The sequence below is a fragment of the Vibrio sp. SCSIO 43137 genome (assembly GCF_028201475.1).
Taxonomy (GTDB): Bacteria; Pseudomonadota; Gammaproteobacteria; order Enterobacterales; family Vibrionaceae; genus Vibrio.
In genome coordinates, this window is the sequence record NZ_CP116383.1 from 525840 (window position 1) to 550226 (window position 24387).

The 24387-nt window shown below is 45.9% G+C and carries 23 protein-coding genes; 16 read left to right on the forward strand and 7 right to left on the reverse strand.

The genetic code is table 11. The features are described 5' to 3' along the window. The first annotated feature begins 11 nt into the window (after positions 1-11). The 3 genes from thrA to thrC are packed head-to-tail and all read left to right on the forward strand — an operon-like array spanning position 12 to position 4724. Positions 12-2471 carry a bifunctional aspartate kinase/homoserine dehydrogenase I gene (gene thrA, locus PK654_RS02615; RefSeq protein WP_271697522.1) on the forward strand — a complete coding sequence of 820 codons (2460 nt, stop codon included), beginning with the start codon at positions 12-14 and terminating at the stop codon, positions 2469-2471. A 16-nt stretch (positions 2472-2487) separates the two neighbouring features. Next, the gene (gene thrB / locus PK654_RS02620; RefSeq protein WP_271698764.1) at positions 2488-3444 is read left to right on the forward strand and encodes a homoserine kinase; all 957 of its coding nucleotides are present in this window, start codon (positions 2488-2490) and stop codon (positions 3442-3444) included. Next, positions 3441-4724 carry a threonine synthase gene (gene thrC / locus PK654_RS02625; protein WP_271697523.1) on the forward strand — a complete coding sequence of 428 codons (1284 nt, stop codon included), beginning with the start codon at positions 3441-3443 and terminating at the stop codon, positions 4722-4724. Before thrB ends, thrC begins: the two co-directional genes overlap by 4 nt. 32 nt (positions 4725-4756) lie before the next feature. Here the strand turns inward: thrC and PK654_RS02630 are convergent, their stop codons facing one another. Next, the gene (locus PK654_RS02630; RefSeq protein WP_271697524.1) at positions 4757-5047 is read right to left on the reverse strand and encodes a hypothetical protein; all 291 of its coding nucleotides are present in this window, start codon (positions 5045-5047) and stop codon (positions 4757-4759) included. Positions 5048-5227: 180 nt separating this feature from the next. Beyond that, on the reverse strand, positions 5228-5605 hold the full coding sequence (gene grcA, locus PK654_RS02635; protein WP_271697525.1) for an autonomous glycyl radical cofactor GrcA: 378 nt from the start codon (positions 5603-5605) through the stop codon (positions 5228-5230). A gap of 346 nt (positions 5606-5951) precedes the next feature. On the opposite strand from grcA, the gene nfo reads away from it, so the two are divergent. The 3 genes from nfo (at position 5952) to PK654_RS02650 (ending at position 8458) form a co-directional block, all read left to right on the forward strand. Next, a complete protein-coding gene (nfo, locus tag PK654_RS02640) occupies positions 5952-6818 on the forward strand; it encodes a deoxyribonuclease IV (RefSeq protein ID WP_271698765.1) in 867 nt (288 codons plus the stop codon). A 327-nt stretch (positions 6819-7145) separates the two neighbouring features. After that, positions 7146-7823 carry a uracil-DNA glycosylase gene (gene ung, locus PK654_RS02645; RefSeq protein ID WP_271697526.1) on the forward strand — a complete coding sequence of 226 codons (678 nt, stop codon included), beginning with the start codon at positions 7146-7148 and terminating at the stop codon, positions 7821-7823. 83 nt (positions 7824-7906) lie between these two features. Then, the gene (locus PK654_RS02650) at positions 7907-8458 is read left to right on the forward strand and encodes a hemerythrin domain-containing protein (protein ID WP_271697527.1); all 552 of its coding nucleotides are present in this window, start codon (positions 7907-7909) and stop codon (positions 8456-8458) included. Positions 8459-8511: 53 nt separating this feature from the next. Here PK654_RS02650 and PK654_RS02655 read toward each other — a convergent pair whose 3' ends face one another. After that, positions 8512-8697, reverse strand: a complete 186-nt coding sequence (locus PK654_RS02655; protein ID WP_271697528.1) for a DUF3545 family protein — start codon at positions 8695-8697, stop codon at positions 8512-8514. A gap of 751 nt (positions 8698-9448) precedes the next feature. Here PK654_RS02655 and PK654_RS02660 point away from each other — a divergent pair. Beyond that, on the forward strand, positions 9449-10882 hold the full coding sequence (locus tag PK654_RS02660; protein ID WP_271697529.1) for an alanine/glycine:cation symporter family protein: 1434 nt from the start codon (positions 9449-9451) through the stop codon (positions 10880-10882). Positions 10883-11009: 127 nt separating this feature from the next. Then, positions 11010-11783, forward strand: a complete 774-nt coding sequence (gene yaaA / locus PK654_RS02665) for a peroxide stress protein YaaA (RefSeq protein WP_271697530.1) — start codon at positions 11010-11012, stop codon at positions 11781-11783. A gap of 80 nt (positions 11784-11863) precedes the next feature. Here yaaA and srmB read toward each other — a convergent pair whose 3' ends face one another. Together srmB and PK654_RS02675 are read right to left on the reverse strand one after the other, a co-directional pair. Continuing rightward, positions 11864-13093 (reverse strand): ATP-dependent RNA helicase SrmB, encoded by a 1230-nt coding sequence (srmB, locus tag PK654_RS02670; protein WP_271697531.1) that lies wholly within the window; start codon positions 13091-13093, stop codon positions 11864-11866. A 66-nt stretch (positions 13094-13159) separates the two neighbouring features. Further along, complete coding sequence (locus PK654_RS02675) at positions 13160-13879, reverse strand: tRNA1(Val) (adenine(37)-N6)-methyltransferase (RefSeq protein WP_271697532.1); 720 nt, start codon at positions 13877-13879, stop codon at positions 13160-13162. A 292-nt stretch (positions 13880-14171) separates the two neighbouring features. Between PK654_RS02675 and brnQ the strand changes: the two genes are divergently transcribed. Further along, positions 14172-15485, forward strand: a complete 1314-nt coding sequence (brnQ, locus tag PK654_RS02680; RefSeq protein ID WP_271697533.1) for a branched-chain amino acid transport system II carrier protein — start codon at positions 14172-14174, stop codon at positions 15483-15485. A gap of 70 nt (positions 15486-15555) precedes the next feature. On the opposite strand, the gene fldB is transcribed toward brnQ, so the two are convergent. Continuing rightward, entirely contained in the window at positions 15556-16074 is a 519-nt protein-coding gene (gene fldB, locus PK654_RS02685) for a flavodoxin FldB (protein WP_271697534.1), read from the reverse strand. Between the two features lie 95 nt (positions 16075-16169). Here fldB and xerD point away from each other — a divergent pair, with 95 nt between their 5' ends. The 7 genes from xerD to PK654_RS02720 all read left to right on the forward strand — a co-directional run bounded on the left by xerD (position 16170) and on the right by PK654_RS02720 (position 23279). Then, complete coding sequence (gene xerD / locus PK654_RS02690; protein WP_271697535.1) at positions 16170-17066, forward strand: site-specific tyrosine recombinase XerD; 897 nt, start codon at positions 16170-16172, stop codon at positions 17064-17066. A 26-nt stretch (positions 17067-17092) separates the two neighbouring features. Next, positions 17093-17896 (forward strand): thioredoxin fold domain-containing protein, encoded by an 804-nt coding sequence (locus tag PK654_RS02695; RefSeq protein ID WP_271697536.1) that lies wholly within the window; start codon positions 17093-17095, stop codon positions 17894-17896. A gap of 97 nt (positions 17897-17993) precedes the next feature. Further along, positions 17994-19733 (forward strand): single-stranded-DNA-specific exonuclease RecJ, encoded by a 1740-nt coding sequence (gene recJ / locus PK654_RS02700; protein WP_271697537.1) that lies wholly within the window; start codon positions 17994-17996, stop codon positions 19731-19733. Between the two features lie 153 nt (positions 19734-19886). Continuing rightward, positions 19887-20985, forward strand: a protein-coding gene (gene prfB / locus PK654_RS02705; protein WP_271697538.1) for a peptide chain release factor 2 whose coding sequence is annotated in 2 segments (ribosomal slippage) — positions 19887-19961 and positions 19963-20985 — 1098 coding nt in all. Because the reading frame shifts where the segments join, the coding sequence is not laid out codon by codon here. Between the two features lie 24 nt (positions 20986-21009). Further along, entirely contained in the window at positions 21010-22530 is a 1521-nt protein-coding gene (gene lysS / locus PK654_RS02710; protein ID WP_271697539.1) for a lysine--tRNA ligase, read from the forward strand. Positions 22531-22610: 80 nt separating this feature from the next. Continuing rightward, entirely contained in the window at positions 22611-22970 is a 360-nt protein-coding gene (locus PK654_RS02715; RefSeq protein ID WP_271697540.1) for a YacL family protein, read from the forward strand. A gap of 93 nt (positions 22971-23063) precedes the next feature. Further along, positions 23064-23279 carry a hypothetical protein gene (locus PK654_RS02720; RefSeq protein WP_271697541.1) on the forward strand — a complete coding sequence of 72 codons (216 nt, stop codon included), beginning with the start codon at positions 23064-23066 and terminating at the stop codon, positions 23277-23279. Between the two features lie 95 nt (positions 23280-23374). Here PK654_RS02720 and PK654_RS02725 read toward each other — a convergent pair whose 3' ends face one another. Further along, positions 23375-24214 carry an aldo/keto reductase gene (locus PK654_RS02725; protein WP_271697542.1) on the reverse strand — a complete coding sequence of 280 codons (840 nt, stop codon included), beginning with the start codon at positions 24212-24214 and terminating at the stop codon, positions 23375-23377. Positions 24215-24387 lie beyond the last annotated feature (173 nt).

The following is a 24387-nucleotide window of genomic DNA, read 5'->3' on the forward strand; positions in this document are numbered from 1 at the left end:
TGGAGGTAGGGATGCGAGTACTCAAGTTTGGTGGTTCATCATTAGCTGATGCGGACCGTTTTTTAAGGGCGGCCGATATCATCGCCAACAATGCTCAACAGGAAGAGGTCGCTGTTGTTCTTTCAGCACCGGGAAAGACAACCAATAAGCTGGTTGCGGTTATAGAAGGGGCGCTGCGGAACGGAGACGCCGATCTGCAGATTGCAGAGCTGGAATCCTCATTTGCACAGCTTTTTGCTGATATTAAAGCGGTTCTGCCAAATCTCGATAATGTGGCTTTCGATGAGCAGGTGAAAGTCTCTCTGACTCAGCTTCGCCAGTTTGTTCACGGTATCGCCCTGCTGGGTATGTGCCCGGGTAATGCCAACGCCAGAATCATCAGTAAAGGTGAGAGAATCTCCATTAAGCTGATGCAGGCTGTTTTGCAGGCAAAAGGACAGAAAGCCAGCCTAATCGATCCGGTTAAGTATCTGCTTGCTTCAGGTGATCACCTTGAAGCTATGGTAGATGTAGACGCTTCAACCCTGAACTTTAAAAAAGATCCTCTGCCGCAAGGCCATGTCAATATTATGCCGGGCTTCACTGCCGGTAATAAAGAGGGTGAACTGGTTACTCTTGGCCGTAATGGCTCTGACTATTCAGCCGCTGTACTTGCAGCCTGTCTTCGTGCTGACTGCTGTGAAATCTGGACTGATGTGGATGGTGTTTACAACTGTGACCCGCGTCTGGTAGATGATGCCCGCCTGCTTAAATCCCTTAGCTATCAGGAAGCGATGGAGCTCTCTTACTTCGGTGCTTCCGTTCTGCACCCGAAAACCATCGCTCCGATTGCTCAGTTCCATATTCCGTGTCTGATCAAAAACAGTTTTAACCCTCAGGGAGCGGGTACTCTGATTGGTCAGGATACTGGTGAAGATAATCTGGAAATTAAGGGTATTACTACCCTGAATAAGCTGACTATGGTGAACGTCTCCGGCCCGGGTATGAAGGGTATGGTTGGTATGGCAAGCCGGGTATTTGGTGCTATGTCTTCTGCCGGTGTTTCTATTGTTCTTATTACTCAGTCCTCTTCTGAATACAGCATCAGCTTCTGTATTGAAGAAGCTGATAAGCCGAAAGCGGAGCAGGTGCTTCGTGACGCCTTTGAACTGGAACTAAAAGACGGCCTGCTTGAACCGGTTGAGTTTATGGATGACGTTGCCATTGTTACTCTGGTGGGTGACGGTATGCGTACATCACGTGGTGTTGCATCGCGTTTCTTCTCTTCTCTGGCAGAAGTGAACGTCAATATCGTTGCTATTGCGCAGGGCTCTTCTGAGCGGGCAATCTCTGCCGTGATTCCTGAAGACCGTGTATCAGAAGCGGTGAAGGCTTGTCACGAAAATCTGTTTAACTCGAAACACTTCCTCGATCTGTTTGTTGTTGGTGTTGGCGGTGTTGGTGGTGAGCTGGTTGATCAGGTGCAAAGGCAGCAGGCAAAACTGGCTGAAAAAGGCATTGTCTTGCGTGTTTGTGCACTGGCAAACAGTAAAGGCGTATTAATGGACAGCAAAGGTCTGCCGCTGGAAAACTGGCGTGATCGCATGAACAACGTAAGCGATGAGTTTAGCCTGTCCAGATTGATTGCTATGGTGCAACGTAACCACATTATTAACCCGGTACTGGTGGACTGTACCTCAAGTGAAGGTATTGCTCAGCAATACGCCGATTTCCTAGCCGCTGGCTTCCATGTGGTGACACCGAACAAGAAGGCCAATACGGCTAGCATGGCTTACTATCATCAGCTTCGTCGCGTGGCACAGAGTACCCGCCGTAAGCTTATGTATGAAACCACCGTTGGTGCGGGTCTGCCGGTAATTGAAAACCTGCAAAACCTTATCTCTGCCGGTGATGAACTTGAGAAGTTTAATGGCATATTGTCAGGCTCACTCTCTTATATCTTCGGTAAGCTAGATGAAGGGATGACCCTGAGTCAGGCAACAACCATAGCCAAAGATAATGGCTTTACTGAGCCGGACCCACGTGATGATCTGTCTGGAATGGATGTTGCGCGTAAACTACTTATTCTGGCAAGGGAAACAGGTCTGGAGCTGGAACTGGATGATGTAGAAGTTGAGCAGGCTCTGCCGCCGGGCTTTGATGATTCAGGTTCCGTTGAGGACTTTATGGCCCGCCTGCCTGAAGCGGATGCCTATTTCCTAGAGCAGTCTGAAAAAGCCGCTGCTCAAGGTAAGGTGCTACGTTATGTTGGTGAGATCGATAACGGTAGTTGTAAGGTTCGCATCGCTGCTGTTGATGAGCAGGATCCTATGTTTAAGATCAAAGATGGTGAAAACGCATTGGCATTCTATAGCCGTTATTATCAGCCGATTCCACTGGTTCTGCGTGGTTATGGTGCCGGTACTGAGGTGACGGCTGCGGGTGTGTTTGCTGATGTGATGCGTACATTAGGCTGGAAACTGGGAGTATAAAATGAGTTCATCAGGTATGGATGTTGTAGTGTATGCCCCTGCATCAATCGGTAACGTAAGCGTCGGCTTCGATGTACTTGGTGCAGCGGTTTCACCAATTGACGGTACTCTGTTGGGAGACAGAGTACTGGTAAAAGGTGCGGATTCAGAGTTTGAACTTAAAACTGCGGGTAATTTTGTCTCTAAACTGCCGAAAGAGGCGAAAGAGAACATTGTTTACGACTGCTGGCTGGGGTTTTCCCGTGAACTGGCTAAAAAAGGTGTTGAGCTTAAGCCGTTACAGATGACACTGGAAAAGAACATGCCTATTGGTTCCGGTCTGGGATCCAGTGCCTGCTCTATTGTTGCTGCACTCGATGCACTGAACCGTTTCCACGCTCAGCCGCTGGACGAAATGGAACTCCTGGCTCTGATGGGCGAGATGGAAGGTAAGATCTCCGGTGGTATTCACTATGATAACGTTGCGCCATGTTATCTGGGTGGTGTACAGCTTATGCTGGAAGAGCTGGGAATTATCAGCCAGGAAGTGCCTTGTTTTGATGACTGGTACTGGGTAATGGCTTATCCCGGAATAAAGGTTTCTACCGCTGAAGCGCGTGAGATTCTGCCGTCACAATATCGCAGACAGGATATCATTGCCCACGGACGTCATCTGGCTGGTTTTATCCATGCCTGCCACTCTGGTCAGCCTGAATTAGCGGCAAAAATGATCAAAGACGTGATTGCAGAGCCGTATCGTGCGAAACTACTGCCCGGATTTGAAAAAGCCAGAGAATACGCTGCCTCAGCCGGTGCTCTTGCCACAGGTATCTCGGGTTCCGGCCCGACACTATTTAGTATCTGTAAAGATAAACAAGTTGCAGAGCGTGTTGCACGCTGGCTTGAACAAGAATATGTACAAAATGATGAAGGATTCGTACACGTTTGTCGTCTGGACAAGCAGGGTTCGAAAGTAACAGGAAGTGAGCTATGAAGCTGTACAACATAAAAGAAAACGATGAACAAGTATCTTATGGTCAGGCTGTCCGTCAGGGCTTAGGACGCAATCAGGGGCTGTTTTTCCCGTCTGAACTGCCTAAGTTTGACGATATTGATGCCCTGCTGGATGAAGATTTTATCTCCCGTAGCAGTAAGATACTTTCTGCACTGATTGGTGATGAGCTTTCTGCTGACAAGGTAAACGAACTGGTCTCTAACGCATTTCAGTTTCAGGCTCCAATCAGTCAGGTTAAAGAAGGTGTTTACGCTTTAGAGCTTTTCCACGGTCCGACTCTGGCATTTAAAGACTTTGGCGGTCGCTTTATGGCTCAGTCTCTGGCTGCCGTTTCCGATGGCGGTAAGATTACCATTCTGACAGCCACTTCCGGCGATACTGGTGCCGCGGTAGCCCATGCTTTTTATGGTATGGAAAACATTAATGTCGTTATCCTTTACCCTAAAGGTAAGATAAGCCCGCTACAGGAGAAGTTGTTCTGTACTCTTGGCAAGAATATCCATACCGTGGCGATCAACAGCGATTTTGATGCTTGTCAGTCACTGGTAAAACAAGCCTTCGATGACCCGGCTCTGCGTGAAGAGATAGGTCTGAACTCTGCAAACTCAATCAATATCAGCCGTCTGATGGCGCAGATCTGCTACTACTTTGAGGCCGCTTCTCAGATGACTAAGCAAGAGCGTGAAAACCTGGTGGTTTCAGTTCCTAGCGGTAACTTCGGTAACCTGACCGCTGGTTTACTGGCTAAAGCCCTTGGCCTGCCTGTTAAGCGTTTTATTGCCGCGACTAATGTTAATGATACGGTTCCACGTTATCTTGAAACAGGTGAGTGGCAGCCTAAGCCGACTATCGCGACAACATCAAACGCTATGGATGTCAGCCAGCCAAATAACTGGCCACGTATCGAAGAACTTTGCCGTATTAAAGGCTGGGGACTTGATGAACTGGGTAAAGGTGCTGTGACAGATAAAGAGAGTGCAGAGTCGGTAACAGAGCTGAAAGATCTTGGTTATCTGTGTGAGCCTCACGGTGCGATAGCTTACCGTTGTCTGGATCAGCAACTACAGGAAGATGAAACAGGCCTGTTCCTTTGTACCGCTCATCCGGCTAAGTTTAAAGAAGTGGTTGATGAGATCCTCGGTACTGATATCGATGTTCCTGCTCCGCTGGCAAAACACGCAGCGATGGAAAACCTTTCTGAAGAGTTAGATGCTGATTTCGATGCTCTTAAGCAGGTACTAAGAAAAGTACAAAAGTAGAGAGTAGTTCTTTCTGCAATTGATAATGGGCGCTAATTAGCGCCTATTTTTTTGCGTACAGAGCGATAAAGTTCAATTAAGCCGTGGATCAGAGCGTAGACTGGCAGAGATTTATTGTAATCTTCAACTACCCGGGTAAAACCGGTCTGGTATGTTTTAACCGCCTCTTTGGCGTTTTTAGCGTAAATAGGCTCGCCGTCGACTTCAAAATCTTGTGCTAGTAAGCTTTCCTTCTCTTCCAGAAAAGAGTCTGTACCCATTTCAAGATAGGTGAAATCCGTTGTCTGATTATAAGGAAAGGTAAAAAACTGATACTTAGGCATAGAGCCCCCTTTTGTATAACTATTTGATTATACGAGTGAAGTGATAGTCAGCATATCAATAGATAACTATTATGCAATTGATTTTTTATAAGGAAATATTACGAGGGAGCGAGCCTGAGAATGACAGAAATAAAAAAAGCGCCTGAGAGGCGCTTTTTACTGAACAGAAATTCTCTCAGATTATAGTGAATCTGTAAAAGTACGGGCAATAACATCACGCTGCTGTTCAGGAGTCAGTGAGTTAAAGCGCACTGCGTAACCAGAAACACGGATAGTCAGCTGAGGATATTTCTCTGGGTGAGCAACGGCATCTTCCAGAGTTTCACGCTTAAGTACGTTTACATTCAGGTGCTGACCACCTTCAACGCGAGGTGCGGTTTCGATAGTCACTTCACGGCTTTCGAACTCACCAAGTTCAGAAGTTGCAACAACCTGATCGGCTGAAAATCCTGAGGTGGCGGCAACACAACGAGCTTCATTTTTGTCACTATCAAGAAGCCAGATAGAGTTTAAAAGGTCATCGTTTGCTGCTTTTGTTATTTGGATACCTTGGATCATAACTTTCTCCTAATTCACTTAATGTGATGTAATTATTAATCTGTTGAGCATGTTGCTTATCGCTATGTGGCTATAATAATATTGATTTAAGTCAATATACAACTAAAAACCTTATTTTTTTCATGGCAAATTATTTGATTTGAATCAAAAATTCTTTTAATTCAATGGCTTCAACTATATTTGATCGATTAAAAAATATTTTACGATTTATTTTGTAGTAATTTAACAACAATTATTTAGCTATTTTTTAGCAGTTAGTTAGCAATTATTTTACTATTTAATTGGTGATATGATTAATTCGTCTAGCAGCTAATAAAACAAAGTGTTTTAACAAAGGAAAACAGAAATTTTGAGTAATAAATTTATCGGCGCTCATGTTTCCGCAGCAGGCGGAGTTGAAAATGCTCCAGTCAGGGCAAAGGAAATCGGTGCCAATGCTTTCGCGCTCTTTACTAAAAATCAGAGGCAGTGGGTGGCAAAGCCGCTAACAGAAGAGAGCATTGGAGAATTTAAGGCAAATTGCACCAAATATGGTTTTAGTGCAGACCAGATCCTTCCCCATGACTCTTACCTGATCAATCTGGGCGCGCCTGAAAAGGAGAAACTGGAAAAATCCCGTGCCGCTTTTATTGATGAAATGGAGCGTTGCCATCAACTGGGTTTAACCTTGCTGAACTTTCACCCCGGCAGCCACCTGAAGAAGATATCGGAACAAGAGTGTCTAGCCCTGATTGCTGAATCGATAAATCTCGCTCATCAGGCAGTGCCTGAGGTTATTGCTGTTATTGAGAATACCGCAGGGCAGGGAACCAATCTTGGCTGGCGTTTTGAACATCTTGCCCAGATCATCGAACAGGTTGAAGATAAGAGCAGGGTAGGAGTTTGCCTCGATACCTGCCACACCTTTACCGCCGGTTATGATCTGAGAACTCGTCAGGCGTGTGAGGAAACCTTTGCAGAGTTCGACAGAGTGGTTGGTATGCAATATCTTCGTGCAATGCACCTTAATGATTCTAAAGTAGAATTTGCCAGCAGAGTCGACAGGCACCACTCCCTTGGTCAGGGGGAAATTGGCTGGGACTGTTTTGAGTATATTGCTCAGGATTCGCGATTTGACTCTATCCCTCTGATTTTGGAAACAATTGACCCGGATATATGGCATGAAGAAATTCAGGCGCTTCGCCATCTGGAACTAAAAACAGCAGAATCTTAATTGCTTACACTAGAGCATAAGCTTTAACCCTGTGAGTTGGCATCTTTCTTTCATACTAGTTACCTGAGAAAGTCAAAGTAACAAAGAGGATGCCACTATGAACATCACATCATTTAACTGCTCATCTGTCTCATCAAAACATATGCCTGTACCAAACCGACATATTCAGGGGAGAGGCCATTTCCGTACCCCACAGAATAATAGGTAGCGTAATACAGTGCTAAGGGATTGAATCGTCATCACATATGCCGGCCGGTTTGCTGTGAAAAAACACCTTGCTGACTGATTTGGGGTACAATAGCCGCAAATTCAGCAAGGAGTTTTACAATGAGCAACCCACTGACCTGGCACAATGTTATTGGCCGGGAGAAGCAGCAGGAATACTTTAAGCAGACCATGGCATTTGTAGATGGTGAGAGAGAAGCGGGTAAAACAGTTTTTCCGCCGGCTCAGGATGTCTTTAATGCTTTTCGTTTTACCCAACTTGAAGATGTAAAGGTAGTGATACTGGGGCAGGATCCCTATCACGGGCCTAATCAGGCACACGGTCTCTGCTTTTCTGTATTGCCGGGGGTGAGAACGCCTCCATCACTGGTCAATATGTATAAAGAGCTTGCTCAGAGTATTCCGGGCTTTCAGATCCCTGAGCACGGTTACCTTAAAAGCTGGGCTGAGCAGGGTGTGCTGATGTTAAACACCGTATTGACCGTGGAGCAGGGTAAAGCTCATTCTCATTCTAAAACCGGCTGGGAAACATTTACTGATAGGGTAATAGAAGCGGTGAATGCGCATTGTGACGGAGTGATTTTTCTGCTCTGGGGCACTCATGCGCAGAAGAAGGGTAAGGTTATAGACAGAAGCCGGCATCACGTTTTGATGGCTCCACACCCGTCTCCTTTGTCTGCTCATCGCGGCTTCTTCGGTTGCGGCCATTTTGTTCAGACGAATAATATATTGTCTGACAAAGGGTTACAGCCGATAGACTGGCAGCCAAAGCTGGATTAAATAAAAATTCCATATGAAACAGGCGCGCTTGCTTATCTTTATATACACTTATAGTTAATAAGGATATATAGGAGAAGGAAGCTATGATGCTAGAGCAGATCCATCGGGAACATGGTTATATGGTTCGTCTTCTGGCCATTTTGAGAAAAAAATGGCACTGCATAAAAGAGGAAGAACCGATTAATTACTCGCTGGTCAGGGAGATTGTAGACTACCTTTCCAGTCATTCCGAAACTGTCCATCATCCGAAAGAGGATATTCTGTATCGTCATTTCTCTGAGCAGTACCCGGACAGCGGTCAGGTGAAAAATCTGGAGCAGGAACATATTCTTCTGTCCCGTAAAACCAAAGAGTTTTTGCTTACCGTAGATATGATTCTTCAGGATGCCGTTGTTCCGCTTGATGTTTTTGCTGATCAGCTTGAGCAATTTATTCTGGCTCAGAAGCAACATCTGGATCTGGAAGAGCGGGAAATACTGCCTTTGATCAAAAAGGCATTTACCACGGAAGACTGGCAGAAGGTAGAGAGCCTCTGGACGCAGAGTGATGAAGATCCTGTATTCGGGGACACCATTGCGGATCAGTATAAACAGCTGGCGCAAAGGGTACGGCAAACAGAAACGGAAGCCGTTTAGTTTCAGCAGCGAAAACAAAAACAGGCACCATCCGGTGCCTGTTTTAAAATTCGTTATAAATCGATGTCGTCCAGATTGTAGTCTAAGCAGACATCCATATCCATCAGCTCTTTTTGCAGACGCTGGCGATCCTTAATCGCTTCAATTTCACGCCACTTTCTTTTTGCTGGTTTGGACCTGCTGGCGCGGGTCTGATGATTGCCCATTTCCGTAATGTCATCTAGTAGAAAGCCTTCCATGTTGACCTCTCTTGCTTGTCATTTATTGTTCGATAATCAAATCGCTTCCATCAGGATTCTCTTGATTATGGCCAATTAAGTACCATATCGGGCGTCAGATTAACTGAGATGTGTTTCTCATTTGTTTCTCTTTGATGAAGTTTTTATTAGAAAATTTATCAGAATTCACAATTTGAATAATTAATTTGCTTAAAAAACAAGCAATCAGAAGGGGGCAGGAAATTAAAATTTCGCGTATCTGAGATGTTAAATATCTGTGTGGCGCAATTCTGGTGTGCCAGTTTGATTTCAGATTGGGTCATTCTGAAGCAGGTAAAATTAACTGCTAATACAGAGTCGGGTAAATTTTCTGCCACTCCTTTAGATTAAAGCCTTAGCCAAAAATTCTTAGTTACAATTTTCATCTACAGAATTTGAGCTAAGCAGAATTCTCAATCATCCGGCACTTGTATGGGATTTTGAAAAATTCTATTGGTATTAATGTTGAATTTTGGTTGTTATCTGGTGAAAAAAGCCATTTATGCGCAACTTTATTAGTATTGATTTTTCTTTTTCCCGGCTGCATTATCCTGCGGTCAATCAATACGGCAATATGCAACTGCATTAGTTCTCTGTAGAAAACTGAAGTGCAGAACCAGATTTTTCAGCAGCCATACTATGGGGCATCCCCCTTCTACTTCTAATAATATGCTGATACCAAGAGATAACTCTGATTCTGGAATATTGCCGCTTAACTCAATAAGAGGCCCTTGTGACAGACATAATTAACTTAATGAACGATCTCCTGTGGGGATCTATCCTTGTTTATCTGCTGGTTGGTGTTGGTATCTACTTTACTGTCCGACTAGGATTTATTCAGATTCGTCATTTCGGACACATGTTTAGTGTCCTGAAGAACAGCCGTAAAGCGGACAAGTCAGGTATCTCTTCATTTCAGGCACTGTGTACCAGTCTGGCTGCACGTGTAGGTACCGGTAACATGGCCGGTGTAGCTGTAGCCCTTACTGCCGGTGGCCCGGGTGCTATTTTCTGGATGTGGCTTATTGCCATGCTGGGTATGGCAACCTCTTTTGCCGAGAGTACTCTGGCGCAGCTATATAAGACCAAAGATGACGACGGAAACTATCGCGGCGGACCAGCCTACTATATGGAAAAAGGTCTGGGAATGCGCTGGATGGGCGTTCTGTTCTCTATTTTCCTGATTATCGCGTTTGGTCTGGTTTTCAATGCCGTTCAGGCAAACTCAATTACTAGTGCAATGAATACCGCCTTTGGCTGGGATCCTATGTACGTTGGGATCGGTATCGTTGCTATTTCGGCAGTCGTTATCTTTGGTGGTATTCGTGCTATCGCGAAAACAGCGGAGCTTATCGTACCTGTAATGGCGCTGTTCTATCTGGCTCTGGCGATCTTCGTTGTTGCTATGAACATGGATAAAGTTCCGGGTGCCATTGCGCTGATCTTTAAGAGTGCGTTTGGCTTCCAGGAAGCCGCAGCCGGTGGTTTAGGTTATGCCATTGCCCAGGCGATGATTAACGGTATTAAACGTGGTCTGTTCTCTAACGAAGCCGGTATGGGTTCTGCGCCGAACGCAGCAGCGTCTGCAACACCTTATCCGCCACACCCTGCGTCACAGGGTTATGTACAGATGCTGGGTGTTTTTACCGATACCATCGTAATCTGTACGGCTACTGTAGCGATTATCCTTGTTTCTGGTGAATATGTTCCTCACGGTGATGTTACTGGTATCGAGCTGACTCAGCGTGCACTAAGTTCTCAGGTTGGTGACTGGGGTTCTATTTTCGTTGCTGTGGCGATTTTCTTCTTTGCCTTTACTTCGATTATTGCTAACTACTCTTATGCGGAGACCAACCTTATCTTCCTTGAGCACAACCATAAAGCGGGTCTGAGCCTGTTCCGTATTGTTGTTCTTGGTATGGTGATGTTTGGCTCAATCGGTTCGCTGCCAATCGTCTGGTCTATGGCCGATGTTTCTATGGGCTTGATGGCGATTGTTAACCTTGTGGCGATTCTGCTTCTGTCTGGTATCGTGATTAAACTGGCTAAAGACTATAACCGCCAGTTGTCTCAGGGCAAGGTTCCTACCTTTGATGCTAATGATTACCCAGAGCTGAAATCTCAGCTTGAAGAAGGCATCTGGTACGAGGAAAAGAAAGACTCATAGTAGTTAATTGAGAATTTCTATCAGACAAATCGATAAAGCCATGCTGACTAAGCATGGCTTTTTTTATATTCTATCCTGACAAACAAAAGCGAATAATACCTAAAACTAATCAGTCAGGAAGTTACCTATGCTTATCGTTGTTTCACCGGCCAAGACGCTGGACTATGAATCCCCCCTTGCTACTGAGGAATTTACTCTGCCGGAGCTTACTCAGCACTCGAAAGAGTTGATTGAAGAGTGCCGTAAACTCACCCCTCAGGATATCTCTGAGCTGATGACGGTAAGCGACAAGATTGCCGGTCTTAATGTCGCTCGTTTTCAACAATGGAGCGAAACCTTTACCACTGAAAACGCCAGACAGGCTATCTTAGCCTTTAAAGGGGATGTTTATACCGGACTGGACGCACAGAGCATGACAGCGCAGGATTTCAACTATGCTCAGTCTCACCTGAGAATGTTATCCGGCCTTTATGGCCTGCTGAAGCCTCTTGACCTGATGCAGCCGTACCGTCTGGAAATGGGCACTAAGCTGGCTAACAGCCGTGGAACGAATCTATATCAGTTCTGGGGCTCTATTATCACCGAGAAGCTAAATCAGGCCTTGGCAGAGCAGGGCGACAATGTTCTGGTTAATCTGGCGTCTAATGAGTACTTTAAAGCTGTTAAGAAGAAAGAGCTGGACGGCAGCATAATTACCCCTGTGTTTAAAGACTGCAAAAATGGTCAGTACAAGGTGATCAGCTTCTTTGCCAAAAAAGCGCGCGGTATGATGGCCCGCTATATTATCGACAATCAAATAGATTCAATTGAAGGGTTGACTAAGTTTGATAGTGCCGGATATTACTTTGCTGAAGAAGAGTCTACTGCTACTGAGTTGGTATTTAAGCGCGAAGAGCAGTAACTGAGCCGGGATCTGCAAAGATAAAAAAACGGGAACCTAATGTTCCCGTTTTTTACATCTTTTTCGCTGCTGTCTAAAGCTTACTTCTTTTTAGCGGTCTTCTTTTTAGTGGCCGTTTTCTTTTTGGCGTCTTTGCTCTTTTTCTTCTTTTTCACAACCGGCTTTTTATGAGTCGGACGCATACCTTTGACAAATCTCTCTTTGATCTCTTCTTTGGTGTAGCGGGCAACTCTTTCAAGCATCGCCTGATCATGAGCTTCTACCAGTGATACGGCACTGCCTTTTTTACCTGCACGGGCGGTACGGCCGATACGGTGCAGATAAACATCTGCCGTTCTAGGCATATCGTAGTTAATGACATGGCTGACGTCAGGCAAGTCGATTCCGCGGGCAGCAACGTCTGTTGCCAGCAGTACATTCACTTCTCCGTCACGGAAACGACGGATGGCGTTATTACGTCTGTCCTGAGGCATTTCACCCTGTATCCAGCTACACGGGATTTGCGCACTTTCCAGCATTGCACGCAGCTCGCCCAGACGCTCACGGGTTTTGATAAACACGATAGAACGCTCAGCTTCATTGCTGATAATGTGCTTCAGCAGTTCTACTTTATGTTCCAATGTATCCGCTCTGTGGTACCACTGAGTAATCTTCTTGCGTTCGCGGCGTGAAGGCTGGGCATCAATTTCAGCCGGCTCGTTAAGCAGATCGGCAGTAAAGCCTTCAACACCACGGCCTTCCAGTGTTGCAGAGAACAGAAGCGTCTGCTTTCTCCAGCGACACTCTCCGGACAGACGGTCAACTACAGGGCCGAATCCCATATCCAGCATGCGGTCTGCTTCGTCCAGAATTAGCCACTCAATGGCGCGGCAATCAAAGCGTTCTGCTTCGATATACTCCATAAGGCGTCCAGGTGTGGCCACAACAATATCCTGAGTCGTTGCCAGAATATCGGCGTGATCCTGATACATAACCCCGCCGGTGATGGTGAAGATCTTCAGGTTAGTATTTTTAGCCAGAGCCCTTGCCTGATCGGCAACCTGCATAGCAAGTTCGCGGGTAGGAGTCAGGATCAGAACCCTTGCCGGTCCTGCTTTTTTACGCGGAAAATCTTGAAGGTACTGTAGGGCTGGCAGTACAAACGCAGCAGTTTTACCTGTGCCTGTAGGAGCCGAAGCCAGAATATCTCTACCGTCTAATGCGTGAGGGATCGCCTCAGCCTGAACCTGAGTCGGCCGCTCATATCCGGCCTCTTCGATAGCGGCTAATAGATTAGGATCTAGCTCTAGTTCGGAAAATTTTCTGACCACAATAGGATCTCCACAAGCGGGTAGTTAAAAGTTTGGTCGCGCATTATAGATGATCAAAGATCATTTCTACATCTTTAAATAAAACTCTTTTGTCAGTTGAGTAAATTCTTTGCTGTAACCCTGCTGATCCGAGATGGTAAGTGAGCTCTCCTCACCGCTTACCTGAGTCCGGGTTAACTCTATTAAAAGCCGGTTAACAGGTTTGCTGGGTGTTGGTTTTACTTTGCACAGTCTGCTAACAAACCAATTGTCTGCTTTTGCCAGTTGTATAAACCGCTCCCCCTCGGTCAGTGGTAACACAAAACTCGCTTTGCCGCATTGGCTAAGTCGCTTGCTGCACTGTTGTAGAAGAGAAGCGTGATTCAATGTTTGTGTATGCCTTGCAATAGCACGCTGGGCGGATTGTGACTGTTCTCCAGAGTTAAAATAGGGAGGATTGCAGACAATGGTATCGAAAGTCTGACTGTTCTGCCAGCTAACGATATTACTCTGAATCAGACTGATTCTCTCCCCCCAGTCGCTATTCTGAAAGTTAATTTCAGCTGCTTTACAGGCTGACTTTTCCAGCTCGATAGCCGTAATTTGTGCTGTTGCTGAACGTTGCGCACACATTAAAGTGAGCAGCCCTGTACCCGTGCCGATATCAAGAATGGTTTCGGCTTGATCTAAATCAATCCATGCACCCAGTAGCACACTGTCGGTACTTACCGGCATGCCGGAGAAGCCTCCGTATATCCCGAACTTCTTGAATTTAAAGTCTTTAGTTCGTTTTTTATCTCTATTCATTTTATTCTGATTTGGTGAAATGGATAAGAATTAATCACTATGTTGAGATCTTGTTATAGTTTTATATTCTTTATTCTGTAATGTTTTTTCAATGCTGTTCATTGATGATCATCTGTATAACTATCAATAACCAGTGTCATAAACTGCCGTTATAGGTGCTAAATGGTTTAATATTTCGTTTTTTGCCTATCTATTGACCGCTAAGCTCTATTTCGTCATCATCACGCCCCTAAAATTAGTTGATTAATCTAACTAATGCTTAAAAAGTAACATATTATTACAAGGTTTATTTATGAATCAGAACTTAAAAGTAACTGACATAATAGCAGTAGGTTTTATGCTATTTGCATTTTTCTTGGGCGCGGGAAACATTATTTTTCCTCCTCTCGCTGGTCAGTTAGCTGGAGAAAACTCTCTGCCAGCAATGTTCGGATTTCTGGTTACTGCGGTAGGTCTTCCCCTGATTACTATTGTTGCGATTGCTGTTGCTGGTGGTACCTGGGATAAACTGACTCAGGATCTGCCAAAAAGAGCTGCCACAATTATGGCGTTGCTGATGTTTATTATTATCGGCCCGGCTTTCGCAGCTCCACGTACTGGTCTGGTAGCTTATGAGATGGCGGTTAAACCTTTTATCATTGATGCTGCTCAGGCGGATCTGACTATTTTCTCTATCGTCTTCTTTGCAATTGCTATGTTCTTTGCCTGGTCTCAGGGAAAGCTGATTGATGTTATCGGCAAGCTGCTTACTCCTGCACTTTTCATCTGTCTGGTGGTTCTGGCTGTCGGCGTATTTATGAGCCCGCAGGGTGAAATCATGGCACCTCAGGGTGACTATGTTTCTCAGCCGCTGGTGAAAGGTTTCCTTGAAGGTTACAACACCATGGATACTTTCGCCTCTCTGATGTTCGGTATGCTGATTGTGGATGCACTACGTGGTAAAGGCATTACTGAAAAGAGCGCTATTACTAAGTACCTGATTATTGCAGGTCTGGTGGCTGCGGCAGGTCTGGCATTTATTTATATCTCTCTGTTCTATCTTGGCGCAACCAGTGGTGGTGTGACGGTAAATGCTGATAACGGCGGTGTAATTCTGAGTGCTTATGTTCAGTCTCTGTTTGGTGCTTCCGGTCAGTATGTTCTTTCCAGCATTGTTCTGCTGGCGTGTCTGACTACTGCTATCGGCCTTATCTCTGCCTGTTCGGATTTCTTCAGCTCTCTATGCAAAGTTCCATACAAAGCCTGGGTTATTATCGTTGGTCTGGCTTGTACTCTGGTTGCCAACATTGGCCTTGCACAGCTAATTAGCTTGTCTGTACCTGTACTGTTCCTGCTGTATCCGGTAGCGATTGCTCTGGTAGCACTGACTTTCTTCCGCAACAAGGTTGCTAACCGTCAACTGGCATACCGCACGGTAATTCTGGTATCACTGCTGTTTGCGATGATCGATGCGGTTAAAGTGGCAGGCGTGGACGTGTCTGCACTAAACTTTATTCCGCTATTTGACTACGGAATGGGTTGGTTGCTGCCTACCGCTGCTACTTTAGTTGCTATGCTGTTTATCGGTGGTCAGAGTGAGCAAACTCTGACAGAAGAGACGGCCTAAGCCAGCAAACTAGCTCAGATATTAAAAAGGGAAGGCATTTGCCTTGCCTTTTTGCATCAGTTTTTAAAGCTTAAAGGCGTTCCTGATACTCAGTCAGTATCTGCTCACACCATGTGGCAATTCGCTGGTCACTCTCTTCATACTGAGAATCTTCATCCAGTGCGAGACCGACAAAATGCTTGCCGTCTTCTGTTAGTGCTTTTGACGCTTCGAACTCATAACCTTCATTAGGCCAGTAACCAATAAATTCTGCGCCGGTAGGGATTAGCTCATCGTGTAGCAAGCCCATGGCATCCAGAAACCATTCGCCGTAGCCTTCCTGATCGCCTAAGCCAAACAGAGCGACACACTTATTGTTAAGGGAAACCGAAGAGATATCCTGCCAGACTTCACTCCAGTCTTCCTGAAGTTCACCAAAATCCCAGGTAGAGATACCGAGTATCAGAAAATCATACTCATTCATTTTGCTGAGAGGTGTCTTTTTTACATTGTGGATATCGATAAGATCTTCGCCGATGATAGCGCGTATTTTTTCTGCTGCCATTTCGGTATAGCAGGTGGAAGAGCCGTAAAATAGTCCGATTTTCATAAGCAGGGTCTGTGACTTTTTATTTGTTGTTGCGCTGATTCTACCTGTAAAAAAGGTATACTCAAGTTCCGAAGTGACTTCTGTTGTTGAATTTTATGAGTAAAGAATGGGCCACCATTGAACAGTTCCTGGATGCGATCTGGATGGAGAAAGGGCTGTCGGATAATACATTAGCCTCTTACCGGAATGATCTTCTGCGTCTGAACGAATGGATGGAAAAGAACGGTTATCAGGTGATGACTATAGCGACTGAAGCCCTTCAGGACTATCAGGCTTTTCTGGTGGATAAAGAGTATAAACAGACCTCCCGAGCCAGAATGTTATCGGCGATTAAAAGGCTGTTTCAGTATCTGTACCGGGAAAAAATACGTGAAGACGATCCCAGTGCCTTGCTCATTGCACCTAAACTACCAAAAAGGCTGCCTAAAGATCTGACCGAACAGCAGGTAGACGATCTGCTGGAAGCGCCTGATGTTAATGATCCCATAGAGTTAAGAGATAAAGCGATGCTGGAGCTGCTATACGCGACCGGGCTTAGGGTGACAGAGCTGGTCAGCCTGACCATGGAAAACATCAGTTTGCGGCAGGGGGTTATCCGGGTGATCGGTAAGGGGGACAAAGAGCGTCTGGTGCCTATGGGTGAAAATGCTATTGACTGGATTGAAACTTTTATCGAACAAGGCAGACCAATATTACTGGGAGAAAAGAGTTCCGATGTGGTTTTCCCCAGTAAAAGGGCAAAGCAGATGACCAGACAGACATTCTGGCACCGTATAAAGCACTATGCTGTAATGGCCGGAATTGATACCGAAAAGTTATCTCCCCACGTATTAAGACACGCTTTTGCCACCCATTTGCTCAATCATGGTGCAGACTTAAGGGTGGTGCAGATGTTACTGGGACATAGTGACTTATCGACAACTCAAATTTATACTCACGTAGCAACGGAAAGATTAAAACTGATTCATGAGCAACATCACCCCAGAGCATGAATTCAAACAATAAGGTGGAATTTATAATGAGCATTTTACGCCGGTTAACTTTGCTGGCCCTACCCGCACTTGTCACTGCATGTAATGCAGAAGAAGTGAAAACTGAAACCACAGAAAGTGCAGCTCCTCAGGCAGCGACACAAAATCTCGAAGTCGCCTATGACGAAGCCAGGTTAAAAGCGCGTTTTGAGAAGATGGGTGTGGTGGTTAATAGTATCGCTCCGGCTACTTTTTCCGGTCTGGTGGAAGTCGATACTGACAGCGGCCTGTTTTTCTCTAATTATGCCGGTGATCATTTTATCGCGGGGGCTCTGTACTCCCTTGATGATGAAGGTAAGTACGTTAACTTAATTGAAGAGAGAAAGGCGCCGTTAAATGCCAAGAAAATTGCCGCATTTGAACAGGATATGATTGTTTATCCGGCGGACAATGAAAAGTACGCCATTACTATATTTACTGATATTACTTGTGGTTACTGCGTTAAACTTCATAACCAGATGAGTGGCTACAATGCTCTTGGTATTACTGTTCGTTATCTTGCTTATCCTCGTCAGGGGCCTGTTGGTCAGGTCGCTGGTGAAATGGCCCGTATCTGGTGTGCTAAAGAGCCAGCCAAAGCTATGGATAAAGCCAAGATTGAACGTGATTTCTCTGAGCAGGTAGAGAATGTCGAGCAGTGCCAAGAAAAAGTAAAAGATCAATATCTGCTTGGCCGTGATCTGGGCATCTCAGGTACACCAGCTATCTTCCTGCCAAACGGCAAGTTAATTGCCGGTTATATGCCGCCAGCAGCGCTATTCGCCAGAATTTCTGCCGAGCTTGGTGAGTAACCAGACCTTACGCCGGAAAAGAGGTTTTTCGGCGTTACTCTGCTTATTAGTCCTTTTCCTGTTTACTGAACCCGCCCAATAAGAGATATACAAACTCATGACAAGAATCGAACGTCGCCCTGAGCAGGAGTTGTCACTGCTGCCGGACAGCATCTCTCCCCTGATGCGGAGAATCTATCTATCAAGAGGAATTCGTTCACTTAGCCAGCTAGATAAAGGGGCTAAAGGCCTGCATAATTACCAGAAACTGTATGGTATTCAGCGTGCAGTGGAGCTTCTTTTTTCAGCCATTAATAATAACCAGCGCATTATTGTGGTTGGTGATTTTGATGCTGACGGTGCAACCAGTTCGGCCTTATCAGTGCTGGCGCTGCGTAGTCTGGGCAGCAGCAATGTGGATTATCTGGTGCCTAACCGTTTCGAAGATGGTTATGGCCTGAGCCCGGAAGTGGTGGATCAGGCCATTGCTCATGGTGCAGAACTGATTATGACAGTGGATAACGGCGTCTCTTCTATTGATGGTGTCCGTTATGCAAAAGAGAAAGGGCTGACAGTGGTGGTAACGGATCACCACTTACCGGCAGAAGAGTTACCTATTGCTGATGCCATGGTAAATCCGAACCTTCAGGAGTGTTCGTTCCCTTCTAAATCATTGGCAGGGGTTGGCGTTGCCTTCTATTTAATGATGGCTTTGCGCGTCCATATGCGTGAGCAAAACTGGTTTGCTGCTAATCAGGTGCAGGAACCGAATCTGGCGGAGTTTCTGGATCTGGTTGCTTTGGGCACGGTAGCAGACGTGGTATCGCTGGATGAGAATAACCGTATTCTGGTGCATCAGGGACTGCAACGTATCCGTGCCGGAAAAGGGCGGCCGGGCATACAGGCTCTGATTGAAGTCTCTAAGCGGGATGCCCGCCGGTTAGTTTCTGCTGATTTTGGTTTTGCCCTCGGGCCGAGAATCAATGCGGCCGGTCGTCTGGATGATATGTCTTTCGGTGTGGAGCTCTTGATGAGCAACAATATCCATGCTGCCAGACGCATGGCCAGTGAGCTTGACGGACTAAACCAGACTCGCAGAGAGATCGAAGACGGTATGAAGCAAGAAGCGGTTGCCATCTGTGAGCGGCTGCAGTTTGATGAAAGTTCGCAGCTTCCATATGGCTTGGTTCTGTTCCAGCGCGACTGGCATCAGGGTGTTATTGGCATTCTTGCTTCCCGTATTAAGGATAAGTTCCACCGCCCGGTAATCGCTTTTGCAGACGGAGGTGATGGTTTTATTAAGGGCTCCTGCCGTTCTATTCCCGGCCTACATATGCGTGACGCGCTGGATCGAATTGATACCCAGAACCCGGGAATTATTGTTAAGTTTGGCGGCCATGCTATGGCAGCAGGGCTGACAATCAAAGAGGATAACTATTCTGTTTTCTGCCAGCTGTTTGATAAGGCGGTACGGGAAGAGCTGGATGAGGCTGCCTTGCAGGGCGTGGTACTTTCTGACGGAGAGTTGCTTCCTGAAGAGTTTTCCATGCATGTTGCCCAACAGATTAGGGAAGGTGGCCCTTGGGGGCAGAATTTCCCAGAACCTGTGTTTGATGGTGAGTTCCGCATACTTCATCAGAAACTGGTGGGCGAAAAGCATCTGAAGCTGATGGTTGAGCCGCTTTTTAAAGGTCATCCCACTAATCTGACACTGGATGCTATTGCCTTTAATGTTGACCTGCGCCGCTGGCCGGATGCAGCAGCAAAAACTGTTCATATGGCTTACCGGTTAGACATCAATGAATTTCGCGGAAATCAGTCTCTGCAACTGATGGTTGAATATTTATCCGGTGATTAACCGGAGTAACTATTTTCAGTATCAAATAGTTCTGAATCTTGTATCTTGAGGTTACTTGATTATATAAGGCGCGAGCCAAATATTTTCCTGTATCTTCATCACAATTTTCAGTAGAATTCTGCGGTTAAAATCTACACTTATTGTTGAGCAAACATGTTTGAAATCAATCCAATCAAAAACCGCCTGCAGGATGTGTCTGAACGCACAAATGTCCTGAGGGGGTATCTTTGACTATGACGCCAAAAAAGAGCGTCTTGAAGAAGTAAATGCAGAACTAGAACAACCTGATGTATGGAACGAGCCGGAGCGCGCACAAGCTTTGGGTAAAGAGCGTTCTTCACTGGAAGCGGTGGTTGAAACTATCGATCTTCTCGATCAGGGTGTTGACGATGTCGAGGGCCTTCTTGAACTGGCTGTTGAAGCTGAAGATCAGGAAACCTTCGATGAGATCGAACCTGAACTGGCTGAGCTGGAAGCTAAGCTGGAGAAGCTGGAGTTCCGCCGTATGTTCTCCGGTGACCATGATGGCTCAGATTGCTATATCGATCTGCAGTCGGGTTCCGGTGGTACCGAAGCTCAGGACTGGACCTCAATGTTACTGCGTATGTATCTGCGCTGGGCAGAAGCCAAGGGTTTTAAAGCTGAGGTTATCGAAGTATCTGAAGGTGATGTGGCTGGTCTTAAGTCGGCTACGGTTCGTATTTCAGGCGAGTACGCTTATGGCTGGCTACGCACAGAAACCGGTGTTCACCGTCTGGTACGTAAGTCTCCGTTTGATTCAGGCGGTCGTCGTCATACTTCTTTTGCCTCTGCATTTATCTATCCGGAAATTGATGACAATATTGCTATCGACATTAACCCGGCTGATCTCCGTATCGACGTATATCGTGCGTCTGGTGCCGGTGGTCAGCACGTAAACACCACAGAATCAGCGGTACGTATTACTCACTTGCCGACCAACACCGTGGTGCAGTGTCAGAACGACCGTTCGCAACATAAAAACAAAGATCAGGCGATGAAACAGTTGAAAGCAAAACTGTTTGAGCTTGAGCTGCAAAAGCAGAATGCAGAGAAACAAGCGAACGAAGATGCGAAATCAGATATTGGCTGGGGCAGCCAGATCCGTTCTTATGTACTGGATGATTCTCGTATCAAAGATTTACGCACCGGCATTGAAAACCGCAACACGCAAGCGGTATTGGACGGTGATTTAGATAAATTTATCGAAGCCAGCCTGAAATCAGGCCTGTAAGCGCGTTAATAAGGTAACTATAAAATGACTGAACAAGTTCACTCAGAAGTAAATGTGCAAGAAGAAAACAAACTGATTGCTGAGCGTCGTGCAAAACTGGAGCATATCCGTCAAAGCTGTAAAGCAAACGGCCACCCGAATGACTTTCGTCGTGACAGCTTAGCAGGTGATCTGCAGGCTGAGTTTGGTGAGAAAAGCAAAGAAGAGCTGGAAGAGCTAAACAAGGTTGTTGCTATTGCCGGTCGTGTAATGGCGAAACGTGGTCCTTTTCTTGTAATTCAGGAAACTTCAGGCCGCATTCAGGCTTATGCTGCAAAACCAGTACAGAAAGAACTGAAAGAAAAATATCAGGGTCTGGATATCGGTGATATCGTCGGTGTGAAAGGTGCCCTGCATAAATCTGGTAAAGGCGATCTATATGTCAATATGGATGAGTACGTACTGCTGACTAAAGCACTGCGTCCGCTGCCAGAGAAGTTCCACGGCCTGACAGATCAGGAAATGCGTTACCGTCAGCGTTACGTTGACCTGATTGTGAATGAAGATTCCCGTACCGCGTTTATTATCCGTTCTAAGTTGGTAACTGCAATTCGTAACTTCATGGTTTCTAAGCGGTTTATGGAAGTTGAAACACCAATGATGCATGTGATCCCGGGTGGTGCAACAGCACGTCCGTTTATCACTCATCACAATGCGCTGGATATTGATATGTATCTGCGTGTTGCTCCTGAATTGTACCTTAAGCGTCTGACGGTAGGTGGTTTTGATCGTGTATTCGAAATCAACCGTAACTTCCGTAACGAAGGCCTTTCTCCGCGTCATAACCCGGAATTCACCATGATGGAATTCTATATGGCCTATGCTGATTACAATGATCTTATGGATCTGACAGAAGAGATGCTTCGCACAGTTGCAACGGAAGTTCTTGGCTCTACAGCTATGCCTTACGGTGATGAGATGGTTGAGTTTGGCGGCACTTACCCACGCCTGAGCATGCTGGAAGCTATCAAGCAGTACAACCCGGATCATGCAGACATTCAGTCACTGACTTATGAAAAAGTTCAGGATCGTGACTTTATGGTTTCTATTGCTAAGTCTGTACACGTTGATGTTGAAGAGTTCTGGACTTGTGGTCAGCTACTTGAAGAGATCTTCGGTGAAACGGCCGAGCCTCAACTGATTCAGCCAACGTTTATTACTGAGTATCCGGCAGATATCTCTCCGCTGGCGCGCCGTAATGATAACAACCCGTTTATTACTGATCGTTTTGAGTTCTTTATCGGCGGACGTGAAGTCGCTAACGGCTTCTCCGAGCTGAACGATGCTGAAGATCAGGATGCACGCTTTAAGGCGCAGGTTGCTGCGAAAGATGCCGGTGATGATGAAGCCATGTACTACGATGCTGACTATATCACTGCACTAGAGCACGGTCTGCCACCGACAGCTGGTCAGGGTATTGGTATTGACCGTCTGGCAATGCTGTTTACTAACACGCACACCATTCGTGATGTTATCCTGTTCCCGGCAATGCGTCCGCAGGCTTAACCAGTAACCGCTGTTTTGACTAAATACAGGGTCAGATCTTTTACAGATCTGGCCCTGTCTGTTTTGGGGTATTTAAGAGTATGGAATATCAGTTCGTCCGGGGACTGACCGGAGAGTACAAAGTTAAGTGCAGTATGGATCATGAGGTGGTCGGTCGCTGGCTGGAGCAGGAGGTTTATACCGATAAAGTTCTGATTGAAAGGCTGCTGGAAGCAATAAAGCAGATTAAAGCCGGCGCCGGTGAGGAGTTTCTGTTTACCGGTAAAGAGATCTCTGTTTCGCTGCAACAGGGCGATGTGATAATTGAAGAGAACGCCTTACACAGCAGCGACGAGTTGGATGACAGTGAGTTTGACTTTTACAACAGTGAAAGTACCGCCGGATGCGGCTTAGAAGACTTCGAGCAGTTACTTGTTTCATGGCTGAAGTTTATCCGCTAAAACCATTTTATCGCCTTCTCTGATCTGAGATTGACGCCTGTCAGATCTCTGCCTATGGTTAAATTTTAGCCAGCGGCCATGGAGGAAAATCTCATGAAAAGAAACAGCAAAGGTTACCGTTTACAGCTGATAAAAGAGACGGTGGAAAAGCGTGAACGCTGCATGAGTGATGATCCCATGGCAAGACGGATAGGGCATATTCTGGCTGAAAATCCGCAGCATGAAAATGAAAGAAATATGAAGCAGGAATTTATCGGCCATCATTTTGATGCTCATGTCGATGGCTGGGTAAGTGATAAGTGGAAATAGCACGATAGTGAGGGAACAGGTATGATTCCCTCTCTATTAAGAGCGGCAGTAGTTAAGCAATATTATCAGGACAAAAAAGCTCTCATCTTCTCTGACTAAATTATTCCAAGGCGGGCTTCACCGGCACTGGAAGGTGAAGGGAAGGTGATGTTGAGTAATTTTATGTCCTCTTCATCCAGTTGCAATTTCTGAGCATCGAGATTCTCTTTGACCCGTAACAGGCTGCTGGATTTAGGTATTGCAACAACCCCCTGTTGCGCCAGTAACCAGGCCAATGCAACTTGCGCCGGTGTGGCGTTATGCTTTTCTGCAATATGCATCAGTGTGGTGTCGTACAGAAGATCCCCTTGTGCCAGAGGGCAATAGGCCATCAGAGACATTGAGTGCTGCCGGCAAAATGGCAGCACCGACCACTCTGCTTCACGCCTTTGCAGGTTATACAGCACCTGATTGGTGGCAGTCAGAGCCTGACTGTCACACTCTTTCCACTCCGCTAAATCATCTATATCCAGATTGCTGACACCGTAATCGCGAATCTTGCTCTGCTGCTTAAGCTGATAAAAACCTTCTAAGGTTTCCTCAAAGGGTACAGAACCACACCAGTGAAGAAGATAGAGATCCAGAACATCAGTATTCATTCTTTTCAGGCTGTTCTCACAGGCGCGGATAATCTGTTTTCTGCCGGCATTGTGAGGATAGACCTTGCTGACCAGATACAAGTTCTCTCTTACCCCTTTTATTGCTTCGCCGACAACTTCTTCAGCGCCTCCGTCTCCGTACATCTCAGCACAATCTATTAATTTTGCTCCATATTCAATGCCGAAGCGCAGTGCTTCTACTTCCTGTTTTCTGCTGCGGTTGTGTTCTCCCATATACCAGGTGCCTAAACCAAAGTTAGGCATGCTATTTCCGCTGGGTAGTACGATTTCTGACATCTGTTGTTCCTTATAAAGGGGGATTAATACGCCTTTACACTCAAGTGATCTCAACTGAGATTAAGGGCGGCAGCTAGAGAGCACTTGGCTGTAGTTCAACACAGAGTATCGGATAACGAATAAGCGGAAAATGTCTATTTCCGAGACAATATAATGCAGATTTGATGGGTAGC

Coding starts and splice junctions, on each gene's coding strand:
- thrA (WP_271697522.1), top strand. CDS start 12: ATGCGAGTACTCAAGTTTGGTGGTTCATCATTAGCTGATGCGGACCGT.
- thrB (WP_271698764.1), top strand. CDS start 2,488: ATGGATGTTGTAGTGTATGCCCCTGCATCAATCGGTAACGTAAGCGTC.
- thrC (WP_271697523.1), top strand. CDS start 3,441: ATGAAGCTGTACAACATAAAAGAAAACGATGAACAAGTATCTTATGGT.
- PK654_RS02630 (WP_271697524.1), bottom strand. CDS start 5,047: ATGCCTAAGTATCAGTTTTTTACCTTTCCTTATAATCAGACAACGGAT.
- grcA (WP_271697525.1), bottom strand. CDS start 5,605: ATGATCCAAGGTATCCAAATAACAAAAGCAGCAAACGATGACCTTTTA.
- ung (WP_271697526.1), top strand. CDS start 7,146: ATGAGCAACCCACTGACCTGGCACAATGTTATTGGCCGGGAGAAGCAG.
- PK654_RS02650 (WP_271697527.1), top strand. CDS start 7,907: ATGATGCTAGAGCAGATCCATCGGGAACATGGTTATATGGTTCGTCTT.
- PK654_RS02655 (WP_271697528.1), bottom strand. CDS start 8,697: ATGGAAGGCTTTCTACTAGATGACATTACGGAAATGGGCAATCATCAG.
- yaaA (WP_271697530.1), top strand. CDS start 11,010: ATGCTTATCGTTGTTTCACCGGCCAAGACGCTGGACTATGAATCCCCC.
- PK654_RS02675 (WP_271697532.1), bottom strand. CDS start 13,879: ATGAATAGAGATAAAAAACGAACTAAAGACTTTAAATTCAAGAAGTTC.
- brnQ (WP_271697533.1), top strand. CDS start 14,172: ATGAATCAGAACTTAAAAGTAACTGACATAATAGCAGTAGGTTTTATG.
- fldB (WP_271697534.1), bottom strand. CDS start 16,074: ATGAAAATCGGACTATTTTACGGCTCTTCCACCTGCTATACCGAAATG.
- xerD (WP_271697535.1), top strand. CDS start 16,170: ATGAGTAAAGAATGGGCCACCATTGAACAGTTCCTGGATGCGATCTGG.
- PK654_RS02695 (WP_271697536.1), top strand. CDS start 17,093: ATGAGCATTTTACGCCGGTTAACTTTGCTGGCCCTACCCGCACTTGTC.
- recJ (WP_271697537.1), top strand. CDS start 17,994: ATGACAAGAATCGAACGTCGCCCTGAGCAGGAGTTGTCACTGCTGCCG.
- lysS (WP_271697539.1), top strand. CDS start 21,010: ATGACTGAACAAGTTCACTCAGAAGTAAATGTGCAAGAAGAAAACAAA.
- PK654_RS02715 (WP_271697540.1), top strand. CDS start 22,611: ATGGAATATCAGTTCGTCCGGGGACTGACCGGAGAGTACAAAGTTAAG.
- PK654_RS02720 (WP_271697541.1), top strand. CDS start 23,064: ATGAAAAGAAACAGCAAAGGTTACCGTTTACAGCTGATAAAAGAGACG.
- PK654_RS02725 (WP_271697542.1), bottom strand. CDS start 24,214: ATGTCAGAAATCGTACTACCCAGCGGAAATAGCATGCCTAACTTTGGT.